Origin of the sequence: Woodsholea maritima DSM 17123 (assembly GCF_000382325.1) — a bacterium.
GTDB classification, from domain to species: Bacteria; Pseudomonadota; Alphaproteobacteria; order Caulobacterales; family Maricaulaceae; genus Woodsholea; species Woodsholea maritima.
This window is the reverse complement of sequence record NZ_KB908057.1, coordinates 133,497-158,798: the sequence shown is the minus strand read 5'-3', so window position 1 is coordinate 158,798 and position 25,302 is coordinate 133,497. Positions and strand designations below refer to the sequence as shown.

The 25,302-nt window shown below is 57.2% G+C and carries 18 protein-coding genes; 6 read left to right on the top strand and 12 right to left on the bottom strand.

Features of this window, described 5'->3' with window-relative positions; genetic code table 11:
- Positions 1–24: 24 nt before the first annotated feature.
- The 3 genes from H151_RS15685 to H151_RS0106315 all read left to right on the top strand — a co-directional run bounded on the left by H151_RS15685 (position 25) and on the right by H151_RS0106315 (position 4,697).
- Positions 25–1,446, top strand: coding sequence for an efflux transporter outer membrane subunit (locus H151_RS15685; protein WP_019960805.1), 1,422 nt, complete (start codon positions 25–27; stop codon positions 1,444–1,446).
- A 192-nt stretch (positions 1,447–1,638) separates the two neighbouring features.
- The gene (locus tag H151_RS0106320; protein WP_169336720.1) at positions 1,639–3,714 is read left to right on the top strand and encodes a TonB-dependent receptor domain-containing protein; all 2,076 of its coding nucleotides are present in this window, start codon (positions 1,639–1,641) and stop codon (positions 3,712–3,714) included.
- 53 nt (positions 3,715–3,767) lie between these two features.
- Entirely contained in the window at positions 3,768–4,697 is a 930-nt protein-coding gene (locus H151_RS0106315; protein WP_026353865.1) for a LysR family transcriptional regulator, read from the top strand.
- Between the two features lie 26 nt (positions 4,698–4,723).
- Here H151_RS0106315 and H151_RS0106310 read toward each other — a convergent pair whose 3' ends face one another.
- Both H151_RS0106310 and H151_RS15680 read right to left on the bottom strand, forming a co-directional pair.
- Positions 4,724–6,748 (bottom strand): YadA-like family protein, encoded by a 2,025-nt coding sequence (locus H151_RS0106310; protein WP_026353864.1) that lies wholly within the window; start codon positions 6,746–6,748, stop codon positions 4,724–4,726.
- 145 nt (positions 6,749–6,893) lie between these two features.
- Positions 6,894–8,978, bottom strand: coding sequence for a methyl-accepting chemotaxis protein (locus H151_RS15680; protein ID WP_156823403.1), 2,085 nt, complete (start codon positions 8,976–8,978; stop codon positions 6,894–6,896).
- A gap of 161 nt (positions 8,979–9,139) precedes the next feature.
- On the opposite strand from H151_RS15680, the gene H151_RS0106300 reads away from it, so the two are divergent.
- From H151_RS0106300 to H151_RS16945, 3 genes are all read left to right on the top strand, one after another.
- Positions 9,140–9,568: a DUF2946 family protein gene (locus H151_RS0106300; protein ID WP_019960800.1), complete on the top strand. Its 429-nt coding sequence runs from the start codon at positions 9,140–9,142 to the stop codon at positions 9,566–9,568.
- A 67-nt stretch (positions 9,569–9,635) separates the two neighbouring features.
- Positions 9,636–11,900, top strand: coding sequence for a TonB-dependent receptor (locus H151_RS0106295; protein WP_019960799.1), 2,265 nt, complete (start codon positions 9,636–9,638; stop codon positions 11,898–11,900).
- Positions 11,901–11,903: 3 nt separating this feature from the next.
- Positions 11,904–13,316, top strand: a complete 1,413-nt coding sequence (locus tag H151_RS16945; protein ID WP_019960798.1) for a PepSY-associated TM helix domain-containing protein — start codon at positions 11,904–11,906, stop codon at positions 13,314–13,316.
- A 55-nt stretch (positions 13,317–13,371) separates the two neighbouring features.
- On the opposite strand, the gene leuB is transcribed toward H151_RS16945, so the two are convergent.
- The 10 genes from leuB to H151_RS0106235 form a co-directional block, all read right to left on the bottom strand.
- On the bottom strand, positions 13,372–14,481 hold the full coding sequence (gene leuB / locus H151_RS0106285) for a 3-isopropylmalate dehydrogenase (protein ID WP_019960797.1): 1,110 nt from the start codon (positions 14,479–14,481) through the stop codon (positions 13,372–13,374).
- Positions 14,478–15,065: a 3-isopropylmalate dehydratase small subunit gene (gene leuD, locus H151_RS0106280; RefSeq protein ID WP_019960796.1), complete on the bottom strand. Its 588-nt coding sequence runs from the start codon at positions 15,063–15,065 to the stop codon at positions 14,478–14,480. Before leuD ends, leuB begins: the two co-directional genes overlap by 4 nt.
- Positions 15,058–16,470, bottom strand: a complete 1,413-nt coding sequence (gene leuC / locus H151_RS0106275; protein WP_019960795.1) for a 3-isopropylmalate dehydratase large subunit — start codon at positions 16,468–16,470, stop codon at positions 15,058–15,060. The genes leuD and leuC overlap by 8 nt, the downstream gene beginning before the upstream one ends.
- Complete coding sequence (locus H151_RS0106270; protein ID WP_019960794.1) at positions 16,460–17,419, bottom strand: branched-chain amino acid transaminase; 960 nt, start codon at positions 17,417–17,419, stop codon at positions 16,460–16,462. The genes leuC and H151_RS0106270 overlap by 11 nt, the downstream gene beginning before the upstream one ends.
- An 11-nt stretch (positions 17,420–17,430) precedes the next feature.
- On the bottom strand, positions 17,431–19,029 hold the full coding sequence (locus H151_RS0106265; protein WP_019960793.1) for a 2-isopropylmalate synthase: 1,599 nt from the start codon (positions 19,027–19,029) through the stop codon (positions 17,431–17,433).
- Positions 19,011–19,313 carry an ACT domain-containing protein gene (locus H151_RS15670; RefSeq protein WP_019960792.1) on the bottom strand — a complete coding sequence of 101 codons (303 nt, stop codon included), beginning with the start codon at positions 19,311–19,313 and terminating at the stop codon, positions 19,011–19,013. The genes H151_RS0106265 and H151_RS15670 overlap by 19 nt, the downstream gene beginning before the upstream one ends.
- 2 nt (positions 19,314–19,315) lie before the next feature.
- Positions 19,316–21,013 carry an acetolactate synthase 2 catalytic subunit gene (ilvG, locus tag H151_RS0106255; protein ID WP_019960791.1) on the bottom strand — a complete coding sequence of 566 codons (1,698 nt, stop codon included), beginning with the start codon at positions 21,011–21,013 and terminating at the stop codon, positions 19,316–19,318.
- Between the two features lie 26 nt (positions 21,014–21,039).
- Positions 21,040–22,068 (bottom strand): ketol-acid reductoisomerase, encoded by a 1,029-nt coding sequence (gene ilvC / locus H151_RS0106250; protein ID WP_019960790.1) that lies wholly within the window; start codon positions 22,066–22,068, stop codon positions 21,040–21,042.
- A 36-nt stretch (positions 22,069–22,104) separates the two neighbouring features.
- Positions 22,105–23,811 carry a dihydroxy-acid dehydratase gene (locus tag H151_RS15665; protein WP_019960789.1) on the bottom strand — a complete coding sequence of 569 codons (1,707 nt, stop codon included), beginning with the start codon at positions 23,809–23,811 and terminating at the stop codon, positions 22,105–22,107.
- A gap of 480 nt (positions 23,812–24,291) precedes the next feature.
- On the bottom strand, positions 24,292–25,167 hold the full coding sequence (locus H151_RS0106235) for a hypothetical protein (protein ID WP_019960787.1): 876 nt from the start codon (positions 25,165–25,167) through the stop codon (positions 24,292–24,294).
- Positions 25,168–25,302 lie beyond the last annotated feature (135 nt).

The window sequence follows — 25,302 nt, the reverse complement described above, 5'->3', positions numbered from 1 at the left end:
ATCTACACCGATAAGAGACATAAAATGGTTCGATTGATCAACTTTTTAGCGCTCAGCGCCAGTATCGTGACGCTCAGCGCCTGCACCGCCGCCGCCCCGCGCAACTTAGATGACGCGCATTTGCCAGATTTTGCCGCTTTAGGCGCGCATGAAGAGGCCAGCCTTCTCGCCCTCACCCAAGACCCGGCCGCCCAATGGTGGCAGGTCCTCGATGATGAGGTCCTAACGGGCCTTATCACCACCGCCTTTGCGGATAATCGTGATTTGAAAATTGCGGCCAGGCGGCTTCAGGCGGCTCGCGCCCGCTTGGGCCTCGCCCGCACACAATCTTATCCGATTGGCGAGGTCAGCGCCGATCTACACCGTCGGCAAATCTCCGGCACACAGCTGGGCACATCCGAAGATGGACCAGAAAGCGATTATGCCGCACTGGGTCTTAATGCCCAATGGGAGCTGGATGTCTTTGGACGGATCGCATCCTTGCGCGAAGCCGCCTATCAAGACCTGCAAAGCCAGGACTGGCTAACCCGTCAGACCCGCGCCATGATTGCGGCTGAAACCGCGCGCGCTTTTGCCGATTATCGCGGGGCGCAGGCCCAGCTGGACGTTGCCCAGCGCAATCGCGATGTGCAAGTGCGCACGCGCGATATTGCTCAAACCCGCTTGGACGAAGGCTTCGGTGAAGCCCTGGATCTGGCCCGTGCTGAAGCGCAATTGGCCACGACCCAGGCTGCGATTGCCCCGTTTGAAAGCGCGCGCATTGCCGCGCTCTATCGCTTGGCCACACTAACAGGGCTAAGCGCCCATGATGTTGAGGCCCGCCTGGGTAGCGCAGACACGCCCTTCATCGCCACGCCGCGTAATCTGGCTATTGGTGACATCACAGGCTTGATGCATCGCCGCGCCGATATTCAGGCCGCTGAAGCGCGCCTCATCGCGGCCAGCGCCCACACTCATGTGGCGTGGACGGATTATTTCCCGCGTCTATCCTTAATGGCTGGCGTCACGAGCGCGGCAGAAGACCTGGACGATGTGGGCCAGACCGGCACGATCGGCTATAGTTTTGGTCCTCATATCAGCTGGGCGGGCTTCAATATCGCCCGCGTCAAGGCCGGGGTTGAAATCGCCAATGCCAGCGCCGAAGAAGCTTTACTCAGCTATGAGCAAACGGTGATGAGCGCGATTGAAGAAACACAATCGGCCTTAAGTGCCTATGGCCGTGAACAGGCCCGCGCCGACGCTTTGACCCGCGCGGCCAGCTCAGCACGCGACGCCGCAGACATGGCCCGCACGCGCTATGAAGGCGGGGTCGATGATTTCATCGATGTCCTGGATGCCGAAAGCCGTCTTCTCAGCGCCGAAGCGGCTCTTGCGAGCAGTAAAACTGAAGCGTTAAAAGCCTTTATCGCCGTGCATAATGCCTTGGGCACCGGTTGGCAGGCCTAAACGACTGCCCTAAACGACAATCAGAAAGGCCTCGCCATCTGCGAGGCCTTTTTCCCCGAGGCACATTCATAAAACGCATAACCGAAATACGCCCCCCGGCATAGACTTAGTTAAGAATGCCTCTTAATAGCAATTTGACAGCGCGAGTGACGGCACTCGGGCAAGCGCTGTGAATGCATTATGGGGAATATCATGACATTAACAAAAATGACCGCGGCCAGGGGATGCTGGCAGACCTGCACCTTAATCGGGCTTAGCGCGTTTATGCTAACCACAACAGGCTGGGCGCAAGACACACCGCTCATTCAAGACAATGCTGAAGAGCATGACGAGCCTACGGACGTTGAAACGATTATCGTAACCGGCACGGCAACCGGTTTGAACCTCCGCGATGCCCCTGCTTCAGTTTCGGTCATCACGCGCGAAGATATTGAAGTTCAACCCGTGCACAATCTCGCGGACATATTGGGGCGCATACCCGGGGTCACTGGCGGGCTAAGCCCTTCCGGTGAACAGTCCAAAATCCGCATCCGTGGATTGCCCGAAAATTACACCCTTATCTTGGTCAATGGTCGACGGATTGGGAATTCGCGCGATGTCAATTATCGCCCCGATCTCGGTCGCCAGGACCTGGACTGGATCGCACCGGATATGATTGAACGCATTGAAGTCGTTCGCGGACCGATGTCCTCTCTTTATGGCTCTGACGCCATGGGCGGGGTTATCAACATCATCACCCGCCCCATTACGCAAATCTGGAGTGGGTCTGCCAGCGCCAATTATACCTGGTCGCAAGAGGATAATCGCGGAGATGCCTATCAGCTAAATATCACGGCATCCGGGCCACTGATCAAAGATCGGCTAGGAGTGCGTCTGGGGGCCAGTTATTCGCGCCAAAACCCCGACGAGCGCGATATCGGTGGACGCGGGCAAGCCTTAGGCACGGGCGGCGTCACAGACAAATCCCTTAATAGTGCCTTTACACTTTCGCTAACGCCCCAGCACACTGTGTCCTTGGAGGGGACTTATGGTCTGCAAGAATCGCTCGCCCCGCCTGTTCCCAACGATAACGGGCAAGACCAATATGGCTGGGGACCATCCCATCTTGAACGCACCAGTTTTCGACTTGGCCATGAAGGCGAATGGGGCGCACTAACAAGCCAGTTCGACATTTCTCACAATCGATATGTCAATGATGTTGGCGAAGGGGATACATCCGAAAACAAAGACACAATCATCGACGCGATCGTACGCGCCGAGCCTCATTTTGGGGTTCAACATAAATTCGCTTTCGGCGGGCAGTTCAGAAGCGAAACGCTTCAAAATACTCAAACGATTGGGCGCAACCCCGTCGATTATGACGGTGATCTCATTGAAGGTGCGCAACTGGAAGGTGACACATGGGCTTTATTCACTGAAGACCAGATGGCCCTGCGCGATAATCTCCTGCTAACCTTAGGTCTGCGTATGGATAGCCATGATAAATATGGCGAACATTTCAGCCCCCGCGCCTATATTGTCTATCACTTTACTCCGGCCTGGACCTTACGCGGGGGTGTTTCTCAAGGCTTTCGCGCGCCCACTTTAAAAGAAAACAGCCCCGCAGCCGCAACCTTCTCGCGCGGTGGCGGATGTGGCTCGCTGGCCGCACTTGGCTATTCAGGTGGAGGATGCTGGATGGCCGGCAATCCCAAGCTCGATCCGGAAGAAAGCACGAATTATGAAATCGGACTAGCCTGGGAAAAAAATGACTGGACCTTTGGGACAACCTATTTCCATACCGACTTCAAAAATAAAATCGAATATGCACCGCTTGGCTTTTATGAAGGATTGTGGTGGACCCGTATGGAGAATGTCAACAAGGCCCGTACGCGTGGACTAGAGGCAAATCTTACAGTGCCTTTACATGAGGCTGTCACTTGGCAAACCAATGCCACCTGGATGATTGAAGCCAAAGATACAGTGACAGATCGACCCTTGATCACCACACCCGAGGTCTCCGCCTACACCACAGTGGATTGGCGTGTATCCTCTGCGTTCTCCATGCGCGCTGGCGCGCGCTATACCGGCGAACAACTCGGAGCTGGCAATGCCATCACCAAAGCCTATACAATAGTTGATCTGACCAGTGCTTATCGCATCAATGATGATGTCACTTTGCGCTTTGGCATTGAAAATGTTCTTGCCGAAGAGATTAACTCTGACAGCGGATATAACTATTACCAACCCGGGCGTCAGTTCTTCTTCGCTATCAATACACGCTATTAGATAAACGCTGCCTCAGGCTTGCATCAAAGCCGAGCCTGAGGCATATCATGCTTATGAGTGTCATTCGCAATAAATTTACCCCCACGACCCCAGCTCTTGCCAGTCTAGACATGGCGACAATCTCGCTTCTTCTGTCTTTATTGGACACCCAAAGCGTTACGCAAACAGCGCGCCATATGGGACTTAGTCAGCCCACAGTCAGCCGGGCCTTGTCCCGGCTGCGCACATCACTTCAGGACCCGCTTTTAGTGCGCAGTGGGACGGGTTTGGTTTTGACCCCTTATGGGCAAAGCTTGCGCCTGCCCCTGACACGATGGCTTGCCGAGGGACATATGCTCCTCAGCCCCCAAGTCATCAGTGCACACCAGATTGAACGTCACTTTAAGATCGCTTCGACTGACTTTGGTATTCTCAGCGTGCTGGCCCCGGCTATAGATCAGATCACTCAGAATGCCCCCCATATCCAGATCACAGTTGAACCTTTATGTGGAGAGTCTCAGGACCGCTTAAACAAAGGCGATCTCGATATGGTGATCACGGGCTTTGACCCCGACAGCAGTCAGGTCCATTCACACTTTCTGTTTACTGAGTACTGCCAACTTGTCGCGCGCAAAGACCATCCTGTATTCCAGTCGGATACACTGAAGTGGCAAGACTTGGTTGAATGGCCGCTTCTACGCATCAACATCCCCAATCTAGAAGCAGATCCCCTCAGTCAATGTCTGAAAAATAAAGGGATAGCCTTAAAAAGCTTAATCTCTATCGATGGCTTCTCTGCGGCCCCCTATATGTTACTTCAATCCAATCTGATCGCCACCTTGCCCGCAACCGCGGCCCAGCGCTTTACCCAGGACCACGCCCTTCGCGCTTTTCTCCCGCCCGAAGACTTTCCATCTTTTGGCTATTGGCTAGTTTGGCATGAGCGCTCTCACCGCGACCTTGCGACACGCTGGCTTCTTCGCCAGCTTAAAGCCGCTTTTTAAACCCTCTGATTCATTGCAAAATTGGCCTACCAGCCATAGCGTAGGCCCGCACGGGCACCGACCTTGCCGGTTTCACTGCCCAGACCCAAGCCGACATTGGCCGAGACCCGGTTTGAAACCCGCGCCGTACCCGATACCGCAAAGGCGTTTGAGCCATCAAAGAAGCCCCAGTTTGCTGTCAGGGCGAAACTCTCATCCGATTGCAGCCAGGACGTACCCGCCAGCGCATTCGCAATCGCAATACCGTCCATATTCTGCTCAATCTGGCCGCGATTATATTGCGATTGCAGGGCCAATTGATCGACTGTGATCTTTAAACCAGAAAATTCCTGCTCCAGATTGGTAATGGCTGAGCGGTTGCTGGCGATATTAACCTCATTGACGCTGACGCGGTTTTGGGTCTGGGCGATCGCTTGGCGATTATGGGTGATATTCGTGGTATTCGTGGCGATATTCGTCTCATTCTTCGTAATGCGGGTCTCGTGATCATTCACCGTCTGCTCGACATTCACCAGACGCTGCCCATCACCCTTCACCCCGGCTTTTAACAAGGCAATATCGGCGGTATTGATCCCAATCTGGTTCGTATTACCGGAAATGTTAGAAGTATTATTGGCAATGTTTGCGGTATTGGTTGAAATCGCGGTCTTATTGTTGGCGATATCTTGTAAGGCCGCACCCCCATCTGAGGCCAGATTGCCTTGTTCATCGGTGGTGACAAACCCCGTGACACTGCCTTGGGCGGCTGTGCTGGCCGCTGAGTTAAGACCCGCCAAGGTAATTGTGTGGCTGGAAGAGCCAATCACAATCTGATCAGCCCGGCTAGCAATAGCACCAAAGCCCAAGGCCACCGCATTGTCGAAATTGGCTGAGGCATTGCGCCCTAAGGCCAGACCATTGGCACCCGAGGCCTGCGCGTCTGCACCCAAGGCCACAGCCGCCAGGCCGCTGGCCCGTGCGCCCGTTCCATCATTGTCATAATCGGCACCCAGAACGATTGCGTTTTCACCGCTGGCCCAGGAATTTTCGCCGATGGCGATCGATTCTATACCTTCAGCCAAAGAATCTTCACCCACCGCTGTTGCGCCTTCAGCAGAGGCAATGGCATCGGCCCCAAGAGCGGTTGAATCCTCGCCGCTGGCCTCAGCGCTATCACCCAGCGCGGTTGCATTGTTGTCCAAGGCCGCAGCAAACGACCCGACAGCCGTCGAATAATCCCCGTAAGCACGGGAGTTAAAGCCAAAGGCATTGGCCCCCAGGCCATTGGCATGGGCTTGATAGCCGAGCGCCGTTGACACGGTCTCTTCGGCATAGGCATTGTCCCCAATTGCGGTTGAGCCATTGGCCGCAGCTTCAGCGCTATTGCCCACTGCGGTGGCATCTTCCCCCGCGGCGCTGGCATAAGCCCCTATTGCGGTTGCGTAATCTTCATTGGCCGTGGCCCCAGCGCCAAAGGCACTGGTTTCTTCACCATTGGCGGTGGATTCGTACCCAACACTCGTCGCGTCCAGCTCATTGGCATAAGATCCGGTGCCGATCGCGATAGAATTATCCCCAGCAGCATCCGCGCCGGTACCACATTGCGTTGAATCTGCGCCCGCACCATCAGCGCATTCCTGGCTGATATTAACCGCTTGGATCCCAATCCCTGCACCGCGCGCTGCAGGAGGGTTCGCAGCAATCCTTTGATAGCTTTCAGCGGCCAAACGCACGCTGTCAGTATAACCGGCGCTGGCCTCATCTTGCGAGGCTTCAACAACCAAGGCGCTGGCCATCAATAAAACAAGGCCGCCCAGAACTTTGCGATCACTGTCAGAACACTGCGCATCCTGGCCCAGCAAAGCGGCCATACAGCTATTGGAAGAAAGAGCAGAGAGCGATTGAGAGGAAATCTCCACACGTCCAGGCGTCGGATCAAAGGGGCGCTCGATAGCGGTCGCTTCTGGCATCAATCCCAGATAATCCAAATCCGAGCCCAAAGCCACCGATGATGCAAATGCAGACAGAGACACGCTTGCCGCCAAAGCCGCAAACCCCAAAACCCGTGCCATGATGAAGCCCCCCAAGGCCAAACGTTAAAAATGTCCTAACGTCTTATCATCGGCATGGGCGAATGACCAGTTTCAAATAAAGTTAATCAGGATGGCGCATATTGCGCCATCCTGACAATATAGTTTTTGCAGATCAAAAGTAGCCTTAGGCTGTTCTGACGCGCTCAATAAATCCACGCACCGCGGTATTGAGCTGCGAGGACTGAGAACTTAAGGCTTGTGAAGCCTTTAGCACCGCATCGGCGGTGGTTTCTGTATCGCGTACAGCCTGGGCCACCGTACTGACTTGCGTATTGACCACTTGTGTACCACGCGCCGCGTTTGCCGCACTGGTTGAAATTTCTTTGGTGGCCGCACTTTGCTCCTCAGCGGAGGCTGCGATGATATTCGCCGCCTCATTGATCTCATTGATCTTCTCACGAACGCCAGAAATCGCATCCACGGCTGCATCAGTTTCGCTTTGAATACTGTTAATCTGCGCGGAGATCTGCTCCGTAGCCTTGGCGGTTTGGGTCGCAAGCGCTTTCACTTCACTGGCCACGACCGCAAAGCCCTTACCGGCTTCCCCGGCGCGCGCAGCCTCAATCGTGGCGTTCAGCGCCAGCAGGTTGGTCTGTTCCGCAATGTCATTGATCAAGCGCAAAACCGCGCCAATTTGATCCGCCGCTTCAGCAAGACCTTTAATCCGTGTATCGGCTTGCTGCGCCAATTGCACACCGCCGCTCGCCACCATGGAGGCATGGGTGATCTGACGGGTCATCTCGGCAATGGCCGCCGACATTTCTTCAGCGGCCGAGGCCACCGCCTGCACCGCTTCATTGGCGTCATCGCTGGCGCGCGAAGCGGCATTGGTCGTTTCTTGACCCTGAGAGGAGATAGCGGCCAAACGATCAGAATGGCTCATCAAGCCGCCAGACGCCGTCATTACAGCTTCGGCCACATTGATAATCGTGCTTTCAAACTCATCGGCCAGCGCATTCATGGCTTTGCGCCGTTCTTCGCGGGCCATGGCTTCGGCATCGGCTTGCTTCTTCTCCTGCGCCTGACGGCGACGCGCGCGGGCATTCTCGAGAAAGACCTCCGTGGCCTTGGCCATCTGACCGATCTCATCGCTATGGCGGGTGTAGGGCACCTCCACATCCAGATCATCTTGCGCCAGGCGGTTCATCACCCCGGTCAACGCAATCACCGGCTTGGTCATCAATCCAGAGAAGATCCAAGTCACCCCCGCCGCCAGTAAAGCAACAATCACGGCAACAATCATGACATTACCGGTGATGGCATCGGCCTGCGCAAAGGCCGCACTTTCAGGAATATCGGCAATCACCACCCAGCGCGTATCCGTGCGCCCAATATTCACGGGAACGGCAACGCGAAGGACTTTTTCCCCCGCGAGGCCCTCAACGCCGGTAAATGCGCGCGTCTGGCCAGAACGCGCCACGCCCAGCACCTCTGCGCTATAGCCCGCCGCGCTCGCCGATTGCCCCAGCGCCTGGGCGTTTGGGCTGGCGACAACGGCCCCTTGCGCACTCAGAAGCGAGATCGAACCCACATCCATCGGCTTAATCGCGCTCAACTGGGTTTGAACCGCATCCAGGGCCATATCCGCCGTCGCAACACCGACAATGCGATTATTGACACGGATGGGCACCGACGTTGTCGTCATCAAGACATCGACCCCGCCCACGGGATAGACATAAGGTTCCAGGATTTGTTCCTGGCCACTTTCTAAAGGTAAGAAATACCACTGACCTTCGCTGCGATCATCATAACCTACCAAGGGTTCACGGTGCAGCTGGCCATTATCGCGATACCAATAGGGGATAAAACGCCCGCTGGCGTCATGGCCCGGCGTGTTGCGATAGTCCCCATCGCGGCCATCAAAGCCATTAGGCTCCCACGCTGTGGAGACCGCCAAAATATTTTGGTTCTGCGCCAGGCTGGCGCGCAAAGTTTGGTCAATGGTATTGCGCTCAACCAGGCCTTGCTCGACCAAGGCACCAAAGGCCGTGGCGTTGGCGCGGGTAATATCCATCGCCCCATCCAGCTGATCCTGGACCCGTAAGGCACTGGCAAGGCCGACACTTTGGGCTTGCTCGATCGCGTTATCATGAGCCGCCGAGCGGATCATGGTGAGTGCGACCGCACTGACCGCCCCAATCGCGGCGACCACCATTAAGGCCGCGGCAGCACTATTTCGCGCCTGGAGACTTTTCGCAAAAATATTCATCACGCCCACCCATAAAACCACGGTGAATAAGTCCTAATGGGGTTTGCGTAAAAGGAGAGTAAACCAATTCACTGTGTCTTTGACAAAGCTGTGAAGCTCTTGCCCGCACTTCGTGACAAAGCCTCTAGGCGTGCGCGCTAAATTCCACTAAGTCCACACCCATGCTGGGGCTGAACCACACACGCGCCGTCCTTACCAAAGGGATGATGCTGATCGCTTTGATCGCCGTGATGATCAAAGCTGTGATGCCCTATGGCTATATGCTGGATGCCGGCTCTGACGGTTCCATGATTGTGCGGATCTGTTCGGGCCTGAATGAAGATCCGCAATATCTGCGCTTTGACCCTGAAGAGGGCAGCTATACTCCCATTGAAGACCCTGAAAGCGGGCACGGGTCACACGATGATGACGGCGCGTTGGTGCACTGCCCCTTCGCCCTGAATACTGTTGTTCTTGCGCCCAGCTGGGACAGTTTTGATACGCCGATCAGCTTTAATCTGGTTCAACGCGTTGATCTGACCCGTGCGCCGCCCTTCACCTCCCCGCCGCGCGCGCCTTTTGCAGCCCGCGCCCCGCCGCAAACCGCCTGACATTTCATCACCCTTTGTCAGATCTTTCAGAGGCTGATCGCCCCTGATCTATGCGGAATGCACACTCATGTTGAGCTCTACTTTTTTGATCGCCGCCAGCCTTGCGGGCGGTCTTACTTCGACTAGCGACACGACCACGAGCGACCCCGTTGAGACCATTTTGGTGCACGGCGCGCGCGGTGACGCCTCCGGCCTTGAAAGCCTTTCCACCCCCGGCTTTGGCGTCGGTGTCACGGATGCCCAAATCGCCGCCGTCAATGCCTTCAATGTTGAAGACAGCTTCAAATACGCACCCAATCTGATCGTGCGCAAACGTTATATCGGCGACAATAATGCCACTTTGTCGTTCCGCTCCATGCATACCACCCAGACGCCGCGCGCCCTGGTCAGTATTGATGGCTTCACCATCTCCAATTTCTTAGGCGCGAGCTTTAATACCGCGCCGAAATGGGGCGTTCTGGCCCCCGGTGATATCGACCGGGTTGAGATCATGTATGGCCCAAGCTCTGCGCGGTATTCCGGCCATGCCATGGGCGGGGCTTTGTTGATGAGCCTGCGCGAAGTTGAAGAGAACCAAGCCCGCTTGAGCCTTCAAGCCTTCCAGGGCGCGTATGATTACTATGCCACAGACGAGACCTTGACCGGATGGTCCATTGATGGCGGCCTCGATTACCGCCTGGGCGATCGCGGTTTTATCTCTTTAAGTTATCGCCATTTTGAAAATGAAGGCCAGCCCCAGCAATGGCGCACGCTTGTAAATGGGTCTCAACGCCAAGCCCTGATTGATCAGAACATCGTAGCCCCAGACTATTTTGACCGCGCCATCCGCGATGATGAGCTGGGTTTCCTGACCATCGGGGGAGAAGATTCGGTCGTCAAATCCGAAGAAGATCAGCTGCGCCTGCGCGCCCAGTATGATCTGACCCCCACCTGGCGGGTTCGCGCCTTGCTGGCACTGTTAAAAGATGAAGAGCGCGCGGATAATCCGAAAAGCTTTTTGCGTGATGGCCAGGGCCAGCCTTCACTGATTGGCCTGAGTGGTGTGCGCCAATCAAGCGCCAAAGATCTCGAATTATTGATCGGTGTGGGTTTGAGGGGTGAGATCTCAGGCTGGAATTTGGATATTGCCGCGAGCCGATTTGATGTCCTCGATAACGCGGAACGCCAATCCGACACTTTTGACTATCGCACTGGCCTGGCACCCATAAAGGGCCAAGTCGAGATCGGTGATGCTACCGCCTGGACGCATCTGGATGTTATCGCCCAGCGCACTTTTGGGCGCCATGATATCGCCCTCGGGGCCAGCTATGCGGGCTATCACTTTGACACACCGCGCTATAATACGCCTAATTGGCGTGACGGGTCGGGCCAAACCCTTGCCAATGCCTCAGGCGGTAAGACCGCGCTCTATGGTGTCTTCATCGAAGACGCGGTGAGCCTTACGCCAAGTTGGACCGCAACCTTGGGCCTACGCGCGGAACATTGGCGCGCGCAAGACGGCTATCTCCTCAATGGGGCCACCCGCGTTGATTATGCCAGCCGGGAAGAGGATGCGCTTTCGCCCAAAGCGGCCCTGAGCTTTACCCCGAATGAGGCTTGGAGCCTGTCGGCCAGCGTGGCCATGGCGACCCGCTTTCCCACAGTGGGCGAGCTGTATCAAGCCTCCCTCATCGCCTATGGGCCCAATGTGGGCGAGCTGAATTTTGGGGCCTTCAACCCCCATCTAAAACCGGAAGAGGCGGTGGATTATCAGCTGAGCGCAACGCGCCGCTTTGAGCACGCCGCCCTGACGGTGAGCCTGTTTAAGCAAGACGTCAGCGATAGTCTTTTCGCGCAAACCGTACCGGAATTAGCCACCAGCCTGACCACCAATATCGACAAGATCGAAACCCAGGGCGTGGACTTTGTTCTGGGTACAGAAGATTTCTTGATCGAGGGTCTCAGCCTGGACGCCAATCTCTCCCTGATCGAGGCTGAAGTAACGAAAAACGCCATTGATCCAAGCTTAGAAGGCAATACCGTGCCGCGCGTACCTTCAGTACGAGCGAATATCTCCCTACGCTATAGCCCCAATGAGGCCTGGCTATTGGCCGCGGGCTGGCGCTATCAAGATACGCCAGAGCGCAATATCGAAAACAATGCCACGTCTAAATGTGGGACATTTTACTGCGTCAGCGACTTCTCCATCATTGATGTCAAAGCCACGCGCCATTTCGAGAACTTTGATCTCTCGCTGGGTGTCGACAATCTCAATGATGAGCGGGCCTTCGTCTATCACCCCTATCCTGGGCGCACCGTAATGGCCGAATTACGCTGGCGCGGAGGGTTCTAAATCATGGCAAGCCTCAGCCGTTCTAGCCTGTATTATCGCATCTGGCGCTGGCACTTCATCGCTGGACTGATGGTCGTTCCCTTCGCGGTTATCCTTGCGATCACCGGCGCGATCTATCTGTTCAAACCCCAATATGAACATTGGATAGAAGGCCGGATCAATGCTGAGGCGGCCTTGCCAAGTGGACAAGGGGCCAGCGCCGAGGCTTGGCTCGCCAGCGCGCTGGCTGCACATCCTGAGGCGAGGTTCACGCGCCTCACCCTGGCGCAAAATGATCAAGACCGCACGGTGGAGATTGAACTGTCCACGGATGAAGGCGTGCGTATACTCTGGGTCGATATTCACACAGGCATAATTTTAAAGGATATCGCCAAATCCGAACGCCTGATGATGATCGTCAAAGACATTCACGGCAATCTGATGGCAGGTAAACGCGGTTCCTACATTGTGGAGCTGATGGCGAGCTGGATGATCGTCTTGATCATCACCGGGGTGTATCTGTGGTGGCCACGCCGTGAGCAGGGTGAAAAAGCCAGCCGGTTTTTTGCCCCCAGTTTCAAGAATCTGCGCCCGCGCGCTCTGTTAAAGCATCTTCACGGCGTTGTGGGGGCCTGGATCGGGGCGATGATCTTAATCCTCTTGCTTTCCGGTCTGCCCTGGACCCAGGTCTGGGGTGCGGGCTATGACCGCGTTGAAAAGCTGATGGGTTGGGATGGTCCCGGTCAAGAATGGTTCGTCACCTTGACCTCCCAAGCCCCAACTCTACCCGGTGAGCATGACGGCCATGACGGTCACGAAGCCCACATGGCCCCCAAAGAGGACGGTCTTAATCTGTGGCAGCGCGGCAGCGATGATGAGGGTGAGGTCAGCCTCACCTCCGCCCCAACCTCCGGCCAGATCCCCGCGCTCAACCTTGATCAGGTGATTGCACGGGTTAACGCGGAAAATCTGGCCGCGCCGGTCGAAATTCAACCCCCGCGCGGTGAGAATGGCGTGTGGACCGTCCGATCCATGACCCAATACCGCCCCGATCGGGTAACGATCCATTTTGACCGCTTCACGGGCGATGAAGTGATGCGGATTGCCTTTACCGATTACCACCCGGTCAAACAAACCATATCCTATGGTATCGCGTTTCATGAAGGCGCGCTGTTCGGTGTGCCTAATCAAATCTTGGGCGTTTTGGCGGCTTTGGGGGTGATCGCGCTCTCCGTCTCAGGGGCGCTGATGTGGTGGAAGCGCAAACCCGCCAAGGCTCTGGGTGTGCCCCCAATGCCCCGCGATAAACGCCTCGCCGCCGGAGTGATCATCGTGATCCTGGCGCTCGCCCTCTTCTTACCGCTGGTCGCCTTGAGCCTGATCGTGGCGCTTATGCTGGAGGGCATAATGCGCCTTTTCAAGATGGCACCCCGATAAGGATAATTTCGCCCTTTGAACACAAAGGCCCCCGCAATGCGAGGGCCTTTATACATCAGGCTTCGGCGACTTCGGGGCTAAACCCCCTGCGATAGCCTTCGATTTCAAAGGCCCGAAAAGCCGCATCAATATGCTCTAACATGATCCGGCCCGCTTCACTGCACGAGAGCGACCCGCCCAGATCCTTGGTCCAGTCTTCACACGCATGCATGCGATCGACCGCACGGCGCAGCACATGGGCCCCATCATGCTCACCCAGGCCAAGGCCCAGCAATTGCGCCGCGCTTTCCACCGCGCCCAAAGGATTGGCGAGATCTTGCCCGGCAATATCGGGGGCTGAGCCGTGGATGGGTTCAAACAGGCCCGGCTTATGATCACCCAGCGAAGACGAGCCCAACAGGCCGATTGAGCCCGCCAGCATCGAGGCCTCATCACTTAAAATATCGCCGAACATATTTTCGGTCACGACGACATCAAAGTCCGAGGGCCGGCGCAGCAGATGCATGGCCGCCGCATCGATATACATATGGTCCAGCGCCACATCAGGATAATCACGCGCGCCCATTTCACTGACGACTTTGCGCCATAGGCGGCTACTATCGAGGACATTGGCCTTATCAACACTGGTCAGCTTACCGCGGCGTTGGCGGGCCAAATCAAACGCCACACGGGCCACGCGCTCCACCTCTTTACGGGTATAGGTGCAGGTATCACTGGCGTAATCCTCCCCCACCTCGCGCTTACCAAAATAAAGCCCGCCCGTGAGTTCACGCACAATCATGATGTCAACGCCGCTGACAAGTTCCGCGCGCAAAGGCGATTTATGGCTCAGCTTTTCATGGACACTGACCGGGCGCAGATTGGCATAAACGCCCAGCGCGGCGCGCAGCGCCAACAGGCCCGCCTCCGGGCGTTTGGGGGCGTTATCCCATTGCGGTCCGCCGACCGCGCCCAAAAATACCGCATCGGCCCCCTGGCACGCCTTCAAGGTCAACTGGGTCAAAGGCTCGCCATAGCGATCAATGGAAGCACCGCCAAAGGCGAGGCTTTCAAACTCCAGATCAAATTTGAAATGCTGGGCAATGCGGGCCATCGCTGCTTCGGCGACAGCCGTAATCTCAGGTCCGATGCCGTCACCGGGCAATAAGGCAATAGTATAGGTCATGATCGGGCGGCCTCAAATTGGGCGATGTCATCCATGCGCGCCATTAAAAATCCAAGCGGGTCTACGCCTTCCATCAGGCAATGCTTGGCGAAGGGTTCAATATCAAACTCAAAACTAGGCCCATTGCCCAGATCTACACGCTGAGCGTCTAAATCAATCGTGACCTCTACATCATCATGGGCCAGCAACCAGTCATGCGCCGCTTTGGGCGCAACAATCGGCAAAATGCCGTTTTTGGCCGCGTTAGAACGGAAAATGTCGGCAATCTCGCTAGAGATCACAGCCTGAAAGCCGAAATCAGCCAGCGCCCAGGGTGCATGCTCGCGCGAGGAGCCACACCCGAAATTACGCCCCGCCACCAAGATGCGGTGCGCGGTGACATCGAGGCTATTCAGCGGCTCATCCTCCTTCACCGCGCCTGCACTCTCATAGCGCCAGTCGTGGAAGACCACCGCGCCCAGGCCCTGACGGCTGGTCGTGGTCAAAAAGCGCGCCGGGATGATCTGATCGGTGTCGATATTCTCCTGCGCCATCACATAGGTGCGGCTGGAGAGGGATTTAAAGCCCGTTGCGGTCTCAGACATGGGCGGCCTCGCTTAAGGTTTGTGGATCAATGATGGCCCCGGCGACTGCGGCCGCGGCGGCCATGGCGGGACTGGCCAGAACCGTGCGTGCGCCCGGACCCTGACGGCCTTCGAAATTGCGGTTGGAGGTGGAGACAATCAGCTCCCCCGGCTCGCCGCGATCGCCATTCATGGCGATACACATTGAACAGCCGGGCTGGCGCCATTGTGCGCCTGCGGCTTGGAAAACATCATGCAGACCTTCAGCCTCGGCCGCATCGCGCACCGATTTAGAGCCCGGCACGATCAGCATGCGCACATCATCGGCGACTTTACGACCGCGCAAGACCTCTGCCGCGGCGCGTAAATCACTTAAGCGGCCATTGGTACAAGAGCCAACAAAGACCTGATTGACCTTCAAACCTTGCAAGCTCTCACCTGGCGTGACGCCCATATACTGCGCGGCCTTCGTGTCAGAAGCATGACGCGCCGCAGGCACCGCCGCATCCACGGCAATCCCCGTATCCGGCGCCGTGCCCCAAGTGAGCATAGGTTTCAAAGTTGTGGCGTCGATCACCACTTCTTTATCAAACTGCGCCCCGTCATCGGATTTAAGCGTGCGCCAATGGGCCACCGCCGCGTCCCATGCTGCACCTTGGGGTGCGCGTTCGCGCCCTTTAAGATAGGCGAAGGTCAGCTCATCGGGGGCAATCATTCCAGCACGCGCCCCGGCCTCAATCGACATATTGCAGACCGTCATGCGCCCTTCCATATCGAGCGCTTCAATCGCCTCGCCGGCATATTCAATGACCGAACCGGTCCCGCCATCCACACCCAGTTTTGCAATTACCGCCAGGACCATATCCTTGGCCGAGACATTGGCGGGGGCCCTCCCTCGCAAGGTCACGCGCATGGATTTGGGCTTACGTTGTAAAAGACATTGCGTGGCCAGGACATGGCTCACCTCGGTGGTGCCAATGCCAAAGGCCAGCGCCCCGAAGGCCCCATGGGTGGCCGTATGGCTATCCCCGCACACAATGGTCATACCGGGCTGGGTCGCGCCCAGTTCCGGCCCGATCACATGAACGACGCCGCGATTATCACTGTTCCAGCCCAAGAGCTGAACCCCGTGTGCGGCGGTATTGACCTCCAAGGTCTCGACCTGTTTACGCGCCGCCTCATTGACATAAGGCGGGGTCTCGCCGGGGGCAAAATCTAAAGTGGGCGTAGAATGGTCCATGGTGGCCAAAGTGCGCTCTGGCCTTCGCACTTTCAGTCCGCGCTCGTTTAAAACGGCAAAGGCCTGAGGCGAGGTTACTTCGTGAACCAGATGCAGGTCGATATACAACACCGCCGGGGCGTCAGGGGTTTCCCCGACGACCTGATGGGCGTCCCAGACTTTTTCAAATAAGGATTTAGGCGACATGCAAAACCTCCATGGCGGCCGGATATGCCGGCTGCAACCATCCCCATTGGTCCACGCTCTCGCCTGTGAACAGACCGAAGAAGCGTTTCTGTAGTGTTTCCGTGATCGGCCCGCGTCCCCCACAGGCCACAGTGTGGCGATCCACCGAGCGTACGGGCGTAATTTCCGCCGCAGTCCCGGTGAAGAAAATCTCATCGGCGAAATAGAGGCTTTCGCGCGACAAGGTCTGCTCGCGCACCTCATAGCCTTCGGCTTTAGCCAGCTTAATCACGCTATCACGGGTCAAACCCGACAAGATTGAGGCCGAAGTGGGCGGCGTGAAAATCACACCATCATTGATGACGAAGATATTCGCACCCGCCGCTTCCGACACCAGGCCATGGACATCCAGACCGATGCCTTCATCAAAGCCCCGCTCGCGGGCTTCTTGGGTGATCAACAACGAGGAGAGATAATTCCCGCCCGCTTTCGCCCCCGTCGGGATGGTGTTCGGGGCCGCGCGGTTCCAACTGGAAACGCAGCAATCCACCCCACGCTTAAGCCCTTCTTCCCCCAGATAGGCCCCCCAGGGGAAAGCCGCCACGGCCACATCCACCCGGCAATCTGCGCCCGGATTGACGCCAATCCCGCCATAGCCAAAAAACGCAATCGGCCTGATATAGGCATTGGTCAGCCGGTTCGAACTCATCACCACGCGGCACGCCTCCTCCAGATCATCAGGGCTGTAAGGCAGGCGCAGGTTATAGACTTTGGCGGAGTCAAACAGGCGGCGAATATGCTCGCGCAGGCGGAAAATCTTTGGCCCTTGCGGCGTGTTATAGGCGCGCAGCCCCTCAAACACGGAGGTGCCGTAGTGAAGCGCATGCGTCAGCAGATGCGTCTGAGCATCATGCCAGTCGATCAGTTCGCCATTGCGCCAGATAAAGTCAGTTTCTTGAATATGTGCCATGGATGTCCCCTTTACCCGGCCATCGCCGGGCTGCGTTCGTGATGGGTGGGTGTCGGTGTAGTAGTGGGTGGTGGCTGGGTGCGTGACAAAGTCGCCAGCAAGGCCTTAAGCGCGGCGCTGAGCGCATCCGGGCCACGCGCCCGGCCAGAATGACGCACGCCCTCAAGCTCTAAATCCAGCTCGGCCAGAACCATCGGGCTTTCGCCATGGCTCACCATACGCGTATCGAGGCTGGTGACGGTAAAGCTCTGCCCCAACAGGCGCTCGGCTGCATGAAACACTGCGCTCATCGCATCATCGCCGCGCGCAATATCGCTCAGGCGCCCGCGTTCGGGATGCTCCAGCTCCAATCGGGCATAATGCTGGGGCTTAGGCCCCAGGGTGGAGCGCAATTCCAGGCGCGTGACACTCCACTGACCCAGCGCATCACTTGTGTTGAGCAGTGCCAACAGATCGCTATCGCTGACATCGCCTTGCACATCGGCCAGCGTTTTGAAACCTTCGAAAACGCGGTCCAAATCCGCCCCTTCGACAGAATAGCCCAAAGCGGTCAGGCGTTGGGTCAAGGCATGCTTACCTGAATGCTTACCCAGCACCAATTTAGAGCCCGGCGCGCCGACGCTTTGCGGGGTCATGATTTCATAGGTGCGCCGGTCGGCCAGCATGCCATGCTGGTGGATACCGGCTTCATGGGCGAAGGCGTTTTTGCCGACAACGGCCTTATTGGGGGCCAGCGCCGCCCCGGTAAGGCGAGACAGACGCTGGCTGGTCGGCCATAGCTGGGTGGTGTCAATGCGCGTCGTGACGGGGAACAAGTCCGCACGCACTTTCAAGGCCATGACCGCTTCTTCGAGCGAGCAATTGCCCGCACGCTCACCAATGCCATTGATCGTGCACTCGATCTGGCGCGCCCCGCCCTTGACCGCAGCCAAGGTATTAGAGACCGCCAGACCCAGATCGTTATGACAGTGGGCGGATAAAATCACATGGGCGGAGCGCTTCACCTCCGCGCTGAGGCGACGATAAAGCGCCTCGACCTCGCCCGGCTCGCTAAAGCCGACGGTATCAGGAATGCTCAAAACATCTGCGCCCGCTTCGGCGGCGCAATTAAGCGCTTCGACCAGAAAGTCAGGCTCGGTGCGCAGACCATCTTCGGCGGAAAACTCCACCTCATCAAATAAAGCCCGCGCATGGGTCAGCGCCTTTGTCAAAGTCTCTAACACCTGCAGCCGGGTCATTTTCAACTTGGCCTCGCGGTGGATCGGGCTGGTCGCGAGCAGGATATGCACCCGGCTTTTGCGCGCCGGTTCCAAAGCGCTGGCGGCGGCATCAATATCGCGCACGGTGGCGCGCGCCAGCGAACACACGGCGGTTGTCTCCACGGCTTCGGCGATCGCGCGAATGGCGGCATGATCACCGGGCGAGGCGGCGGCAAAGCCCGCCTCAATTACATCCACGCGCAAGCGTTCGAGAAGATGGGCCATTTCCATCTTCTGCGCCGGGGTCATTGAAAATCCGGGCGCTTGTTCTCCATCGCGCAGCGTGGTGTCCAGCACTTTTAAGGTCTCTTGGGCTTGGGTTTGATCGGCATCTAGGCGAGCGTTCGACATGATAAACTCCCAGGGGGTAAGGCCGTCTGATGGGCCATTACATGAGGCATGGGTTGGAGGGTGGAGACCGCGTACACGTCAAACAGACGCGCGATCTGGCGCACCAAAACGTCGACCGTGCGCAGGCTTCCACGCGCGGCGACCTCCAGTTTCAACGTCGTCAGGCCTTGCATCGGCGCTGACTTATCGAGCGTCTGGATCGAAAAACCCCGGCGCTCAATCAAGCCAATAATTCGCTGTAACGCGCCTTCGCGCTCAATCATATCAATCTGAATAATCGTCATTTTTAATGCTCCATCATTTGAGTGTTGGTTGCGCCTGGCGGCACCAGCGGCCAGACATTTTCATTGGGATCAATCAGCACATGGGCCAGGATCGGCCCCTTGGCCGCCATCAAGCGCTCTATCGCGGCCGGGATCTGATCCCGGCTATGAACGCTGAAGGCTTCAACGCCGAAGGCGCGTGCGACCTCGGCAAAATCGGGATTGTCGTAAAGGTCGATCTCAGAGAAATTGCGATCGAAGAAATATTCCTGCCACTGGCGCACCAGGCCCAGAGAGCCATTATCCAGCAAAACAATCCGTATAGGGATATTATAGCGACGCGCCGTCGCCAATTCCTGGATATTCATCATGATCGAGCCATCGCCCGATACGGTAAAAACCTTGGCATCCGGGGCGGTGAGCGCTGCGCCTAGACCCGCAGGCAGGCCATAGCCCATCGCGCCCAGACCCGCGCTGGTCAAATGCGCTTCGGGACGCGGAAAGCGGCAATGCTGAGCCACCCACATCTGGTGCTGGCCCACATCGCAGGCCACGATGAAATCATCGCCCGCCGCTTCAGAGATTTGCTTCAACAAGGCCGGGGCGTAGACGCCATTACCCGGCGCATCATAAGAAAAGGCGTGCTTGGCCTTGCGCTCCTGACAGGTTTGTCGCCAGTCCTGAATGGCAAGATAGCCTGGCTTTAAGCCTTTCAAGCCCGCCTTTAGATCACCGGCCAAGGCAATATCTGCTACGCGCAGCTTACCAATTTCGCTGGGATCGCCATCCATATGGATGACCCGGGCATCAGGGGCAAAACCATCCAAACGCCCCGTCGCACGGTCATCAAATCGCGCCCCGCAGCAGATCAATAAATCGCTTTCCTGCACGGCCATATTCGCCGCGCGCGTACCATGCATGCCCAACATGCCCAGGAAATGCGGCGCATCAGGATCAGGCGCACCCAACCCCTTCAATGTGGCGACCGAAGGGATGCCGGTTTGCGCCATAAAGGCGCGCACGGCCTCAACCGCTCCGCCCAGGGCAATGCCGCCGCCCATATAGAATACCGGACGGCGCGCGGCTTTGATCATCGCGCTCGCTTCGGCCAAAGCCTCCAGATCGGGGGCGCGCAAGGGCTGGGCAAAGTGAGAGGGCTCAATCGGATAGGTCGCAACGCTGGCCTGTAAAATATCCTTAGGTAGATCAATTAAAACCGGTCCGGGCCGTCCGCTTTCAGCAATATCAAACGCTTCATGGATGGTCTGGGGGATGCGCGCAGCATCGCGCACGATCATGGAGTGTTTGACCACCGGCAAGGACATGCCGAAGATATCCACCTCTTGAAAAGCGTCGGTGCCCATCACCCCGGTGGGCACCTGGCCGGTCAAGATCACCATCGGCACCGAGTCCATAAAGGCATTGGCAATTCCGGTCAGCAAATTGGTGGCCCCAGGCCCCGAGGTGGCCAGGCACACACCGGCCTTTTTCGTCAGACGCGCTTGGGCATCGGCGGCAAAGCTCGCGCCCTGTTCATGGCGCACCAGAATGTGCTCAAGCTCCGAGCCCACAAGGGCATCATAGATGGGCATGACGGCCCCACCGGGATAGCCGAAAATACGCGTGACACCACGCTGTTCCAGCGCCCAAACGACCCATTGCGCACCGGTCTTAGTGGCTGAAGTCGTCGTCGGGGTTAAGCTCGCGCTCAGGGCCGTCATGGCATATGCTCCTTTTGCTGACAGGGTTAGTGCGCGTTCGCGCCGGGCTGCAGCCACGGCATATCCGCACGCAGACGCGCGCCGGTATGCTCGATCGGATGGTCCAGATCCTTGCGCAGCAAGGCGTTATATTGTGGCTTGCCGGCTTGGTTTTCGGTGATCCAATCACGGGCAAATGTGCCGTCCTGGATGTCCTTCAACACCTCACGCATGCGCGCGCGGGTCTCGTCATTGATGACGCGCGGACCAGAGCGCAAATCGCCGTATTTCGCGGTTTCGGAAATGAATTCATGCATTTTCGAGAGCCCACCCTCATAAAGGAGGTCAACGATCAGCTTCAGCTCATGCAGGCATTCAAAATACGCCACTTCAGGCTGATACCCGGCCTCAACCAGGGTTTCATACCCGGCCAGAACCAGCTCGGTCGCGCCGCCGCATAGAACAGCCTGTTCGCCGAACAGATCGGTTTCGGTTTCCTCGGCAAAGCTGGTTTCGATCACCCCGGCATTGGTCCCGCCGATGCAGGCGGTGTAGGCGAGTGCGGTTTCGCGCGCCTTGCCATCGGCGTCCTGATAGACCGCGAACAGGCAAGGCACACCACGCCCGCGTTCATACTCACGGCGCACCAAATCGCCCGGCCCTTTGGGGGCCACCATCACCACATTGACATCCGGCGCAGGTTGAACCCGGCCAAAGTGGACTGAAAAGCCATGGGCGAAGAGGACCGTGTCGCCCGCGCTCAAATTTGGGGCAATCTGCTCGCGATACAGGGCTTCATGGCTCATATCCGGGGTCAGGATCGCCACGACCTTGGCCATTTTCGCCGCTTCGGCGGGCTCAGCGGTGGCCAGGCCATCGGCCTTGGCACGGGCCGCCCCGGCCCCACCGGCGCGCACGCCCACAACGACGTTGCAGCCAGACTCTTTCATATTCATGGCATGGGCGCGGCCCTGGCTGCCATAGCCGATCACGGCGACGGTCTGGCCTTTGAAGGCGGCGGTATCCACCTCAAAATCGCTACGACGCAGGGCAGAAGATTGGGAGGTCTCAGTCATCGGTTTACTCCTGAAAAAACATGATAATTTTTGTTGTTAGGCACGGGCTTTGACCGTGTCGGTGTGGGAATTTTGCGCACGAGCTGTCGTCGTTGCGCCATGCGAAGCAGACGAGACGAGACGGGCATATTTTTCGAAGACCCCGCCCATGGGATTGGGCGAAGGCGGCGTCCAGCCCACGCGGCGCGCTTCTAAATCGGCATCGGTATCAATCCGGCGATCCGCCACATTGATGCGGATCATGTCGCCATCGCGCAGCAGGCCAATCGCGCCGCCGGCGCAGGCCTCTGGGCTGACATGACCGATCACGAAGCCTTTGGATGCGCCGGAAAACCGGCCATCGGTGATCAGGGCGACATCTTCACTCAAGCCTTGGCCGACCAGAGCCGCGGTAACGCCCAACATCTCGCGCATGCCAGGGCCACCCTTGGGACCTTCATTGCGGATGATGACCACATCCCCCGCTTTAATCTGATTGGTTTCAACGGCATGGAAGGCATCTTCCTCGCGTTCAAACACCCGCGCGGGTCCTTCAAAGGATTTGCGCGAATGGCCAGACAGCTTCAAAACCGCGCCCTCAGTGGCAAGATCGCCATAGAGCACCCGGAAACCGCCATCTGGCTTTACCGGATTGGCCACGGTGTAGATCACGCGCTGGTTTTGGCTTTCCACTGCGCTTAGCGCTTCTTCAAACAGGCTCTTGCCGGTCACCGTTGCGGTATCGGCCAGCTTGCCCGCCTCCACCAAACGCTGGGTGAACAGGCGTGTGCCCCCAGCCAAGAACATATGGTGCGCGAGAAACCGCCCACCGGGCTTAAGATCTGTGATCACAGGGACTTCACTTGACCCGGTGTCAAATTGGTCGATGGAAAAGTCTACGCCCGCCTCGGCCGCGATGGCGGCGATATGAAGGGCAGCATTAGTGGACCCCCCACTGGCGCAAGCCCCCAAAACCGCATTGTAAAGCGAGGCTTGGGTGATGAATTGGCGCGCACCCGTGCCCGCCATCGCCAGCTCCACCGCCAAGCGACCACAAGCCGCCGCCGCGGCAGGCTTATCCGGGTGGCGTGCGGGAATATCATTCAGCCCCATGGGCGATAAGCCTAGCAAAGTCAAAGCCATAGCCATGGTGTTGGCGGTAAATTGCCCGCCACAGGCCCCAGCCCCCGGACAGGCCGCTTTTTCAACCTCCGCCAGCTCATTCTCGGTCATCGCGCCGCAGGCGTGAGCCCCAACCGCTTCGAAAACATCTTGAATAGAAACAGCTTTTTCACTCAACTGGCCCGGCATGATCGTGCCGCCATAAAAGATGCAGCCTGGCACATCCATGCGCGCCAAGGCCATGGCCGCGGCCGGGATCGTCTTATCACAGCCGACCAGAATCAGAACGCCGTCCAGGCTATGCCCGCGCACCGCGAGTTCGATCGAATCGGCGATCACATCGCGCGAGATGAGCGAAGCGCGCATGCCTTCGGTGCCCATGGTCACCCCATCGGACACCACGACCGTGTTGAAATCCACCGGCACACCGCCCGCCGCGTGGATGGCCGCACGCGCGGGTTCTGCCAAATCCGCCAGGTGCATATTGCACGGTGTGACCGTGGTCCAGGTATTGACCACGGCGACCATAGGCTTTGAAAAGTCTTCATCTTTCATACCTGTAGCGCGCAGCATAGCGCGCGCCGGGGCCCGTGCAGGGCCCAAGGTGATGCGGTCAGAATTTTTACTTGGCGGTGTTGTCATGGTGGTATTTTCCGTTGAGACAACACGAAAAACCCCGCTCCTTTCGGGAGCGGGGTTTTTCGTGTCTGCCTTGTTTGCTGGTTAGCCTAGGCAGGCGCGATCGCCGCTCCCGATATGGAGCTAATAATGACGAGGACGAGGAGGAGGCCAAGCGGAGCCAGCGGCACAGACACGAGTACGCGTGCACCATCGAGGATGGTGTTGAGACGTACCGGCAATGTCAGCGCAGCGGCTTGCATGGTGAATTTGGCCCTTCAAAAATTTCGCTAAAACTATCGATGCGGTTTTAAATTCTGGCAACCCTAAAAATCGCAGATTGTATATCTTTTTGCTGCGATGCAATAATTACCAAATAAATCAGAGACTAAAAGACACACTCCGCGCTCGTAATATTGCGGCACACCGTTAATTGTGATGCATTCAAACCACACCCCTTAAGGTGCAGCGAATAGACCTGAGATGGATCAGCGTCCTAAAGCTCTAAAGAAATTCTTCGCGCCAAATCGCGCGCAAGCGCGGCGATCCCAGGAGCAGCTCCGACTTATCCTTGCGGATGATGACATCCAAATTGTCAAAACCTATATATTGCTCATTCTCGAAAACCGGCGCGCCATAGATCTCAGTATACGCCGCACGTGCACGTTCAACATCGCCCGGTCCTAACAAAAGCCAAATCTGCTCCAACGCACCATCACCGAACACAAATTCGATCTTGCGGGGATAGTTCGCCAAATCAAAGCCATAGCAATTCATTTGATCTTGACGGCTCGGCTGGGTCATCAACCAAACCTCATCTATCGCCTGCACGTCAATCACCGCACAGCGATCAGCAAAACTGGCTTCAATCTCCGCGATAGAGGCCCCCCAAACCAGGCCATCAGGCAGGTGCCAATCTGCACTTTGGTGCGTAGGCTCACCCTGCCAGGCCGGGTTACTCCAGAAGGGAAGACTGGTCGCGAGCTCCAACTCTTTCAAGTACAAAAGCCGCGAGGTTTGCGTGTCATGAATGAGAACCGGATCAAAATAAATCTGTAGATGATCAAGCACATAGTCAGGATTGTTTGCAGGCAATATATCTTGAATAATCCCGCGCACTTCGACCTGCACCAGCGCATCATCGCAGAGGGTATACATGATTTCCCGGTCTTGAGCCTGACAGCGGATATGATGCTCGGACATCCTGGCAAAGGGGAAGTTTGTGGGGTCAATTGCGATATCTTCACGCTCCGCGCACTGACCAGTTAAAGCGCGCTCTAGATCCGCGCGCGATTGACCCAGCACGACGCCCTCAACCCCTTGCGCGCTTGCCAGACCATTGATGCAAAGCGCAGCCATTCCCGTAAAAATCAGACGCATCTTTTTCCCCTGCCTTGTCTTCGTTAACGCGCTGACCCGCCATCACGAAGGTGTTATAGATACGTCTTTATAAGCACCTTCCCTTGGCCTAGCCAAGGCCGCTAAGATTAAGGTTTAGATAGTCAATAAGGAGGA

What these genes read in the sequence shown, in the direction of transcription:
- H151_RS15685 (WP_019960805.1), top strand. Translation starts at nt 25, where the DNA reads ATGGTTCGATTGATCAACTTTTTAGCGCTCAGCGCCAGTATCGTGACG.
- H151_RS0106320 (WP_169336720.1), top strand. Translation starts at nt 1,639, where the DNA reads ATGACATTAACAAAAATGACCGCGGCCAGGGGATGCTGGCAGACCTGC.
- H151_RS0106315 (WP_026353865.1), top strand. Translation starts at nt 3,768, where the DNA reads ATGAGTGTCATTCGCAATAAATTTACCCCCACGACCCCAGCTCTTGCC.
- H151_RS0106310 (WP_026353864.1), bottom strand. Translation starts at nt 6,748, where the DNA reads ATGGCACGGGTTTTGGGGTTTGCGGCTTTGGCGGCAAGCGTGTCTCTG.
- H151_RS15680 (WP_156823403.1), bottom strand. Translation starts at nt 8,978, where the DNA reads ATGAATATTTTTGCGAAAAGTCTCCAGGCGCGAAATAGTGCTGCCGCG.
- H151_RS0106300 (WP_019960800.1), top strand. Translation starts at nt 9,140, where the DNA reads ATGCTGGGGCTGAACCACACACGCGCCGTCCTTACCAAAGGGATGATG.
- H151_RS0106295 (WP_019960799.1), top strand. Translation starts at nt 9,636, where the DNA reads ATGTTGAGCTCTACTTTTTTGATCGCCGCCAGCCTTGCGGGCGGTCTT.
- H151_RS16945 (WP_019960798.1), top strand. Translation starts at nt 11,904, where the DNA reads ATGGCAAGCCTCAGCCGTTCTAGCCTGTATTATCGCATCTGGCGCTGG.
- leuB (WP_019960797.1), bottom strand. Translation starts at nt 14,481, where the DNA reads ATGACCTATACTATTGCCTTATTGCCCGGTGACGGCATCGGACCTGAG.
- leuD (WP_019960796.1), bottom strand. Translation starts at nt 15,065, where the DNA reads ATGTCTGAGACCGCAACGGGCTTTAAATCCCTCTCCAGCCGCACCTAT.
- leuC (WP_019960795.1), bottom strand. Translation starts at nt 16,470, where the DNA reads ATGTCGCCTAAATCCTTATTTGAAAAAGTCTGGGACGCCCATCAGGTC.
- H151_RS0106270 (WP_019960794.1), bottom strand. Translation starts at nt 17,419, where the DNA reads ATGGCACATATTCAAGAAACTGACTTTATCTGGCGCAATGGCGAACTG.
- H151_RS0106265 (WP_019960793.1), bottom strand. Translation starts at nt 19,029, where the DNA reads ATGTCGAACGCTCGCCTAGATGCCGATCAAACCCAAGCCCAAGAGACC.
- H151_RS15670 (WP_019960792.1), bottom strand. Translation starts at nt 19,313, where the DNA reads ATGACGATTATTCAGATTGATATGATTGAGCGCGAAGGCGCGTTACAG.
- ilvG (WP_019960791.1), bottom strand. Translation starts at nt 21,013, where the DNA reads ATGACGGCCCTGAGCGCGAGCTTAACCCCGACGACGACTTCAGCCACT.
- ilvC (WP_019960790.1), bottom strand. Translation starts at nt 22,068, where the DNA reads ATGACTGAGACCTCCCAATCTTCTGCCCTGCGTCGTAGCGATTTTGAG.
- H151_RS15665 (WP_019960789.1), bottom strand. Translation starts at nt 23,811, where the DNA reads ATGACAACACCGCCAAGTAAAAATTCTGACCGCATCACCTTGGGCCCT.
- H151_RS0106235 (WP_019960787.1), bottom strand. Translation starts at nt 25,167, where the DNA reads ATGCGTCTGATTTTTACGGGAATGGCTGCGCTTTGCATCAATGGTCTG.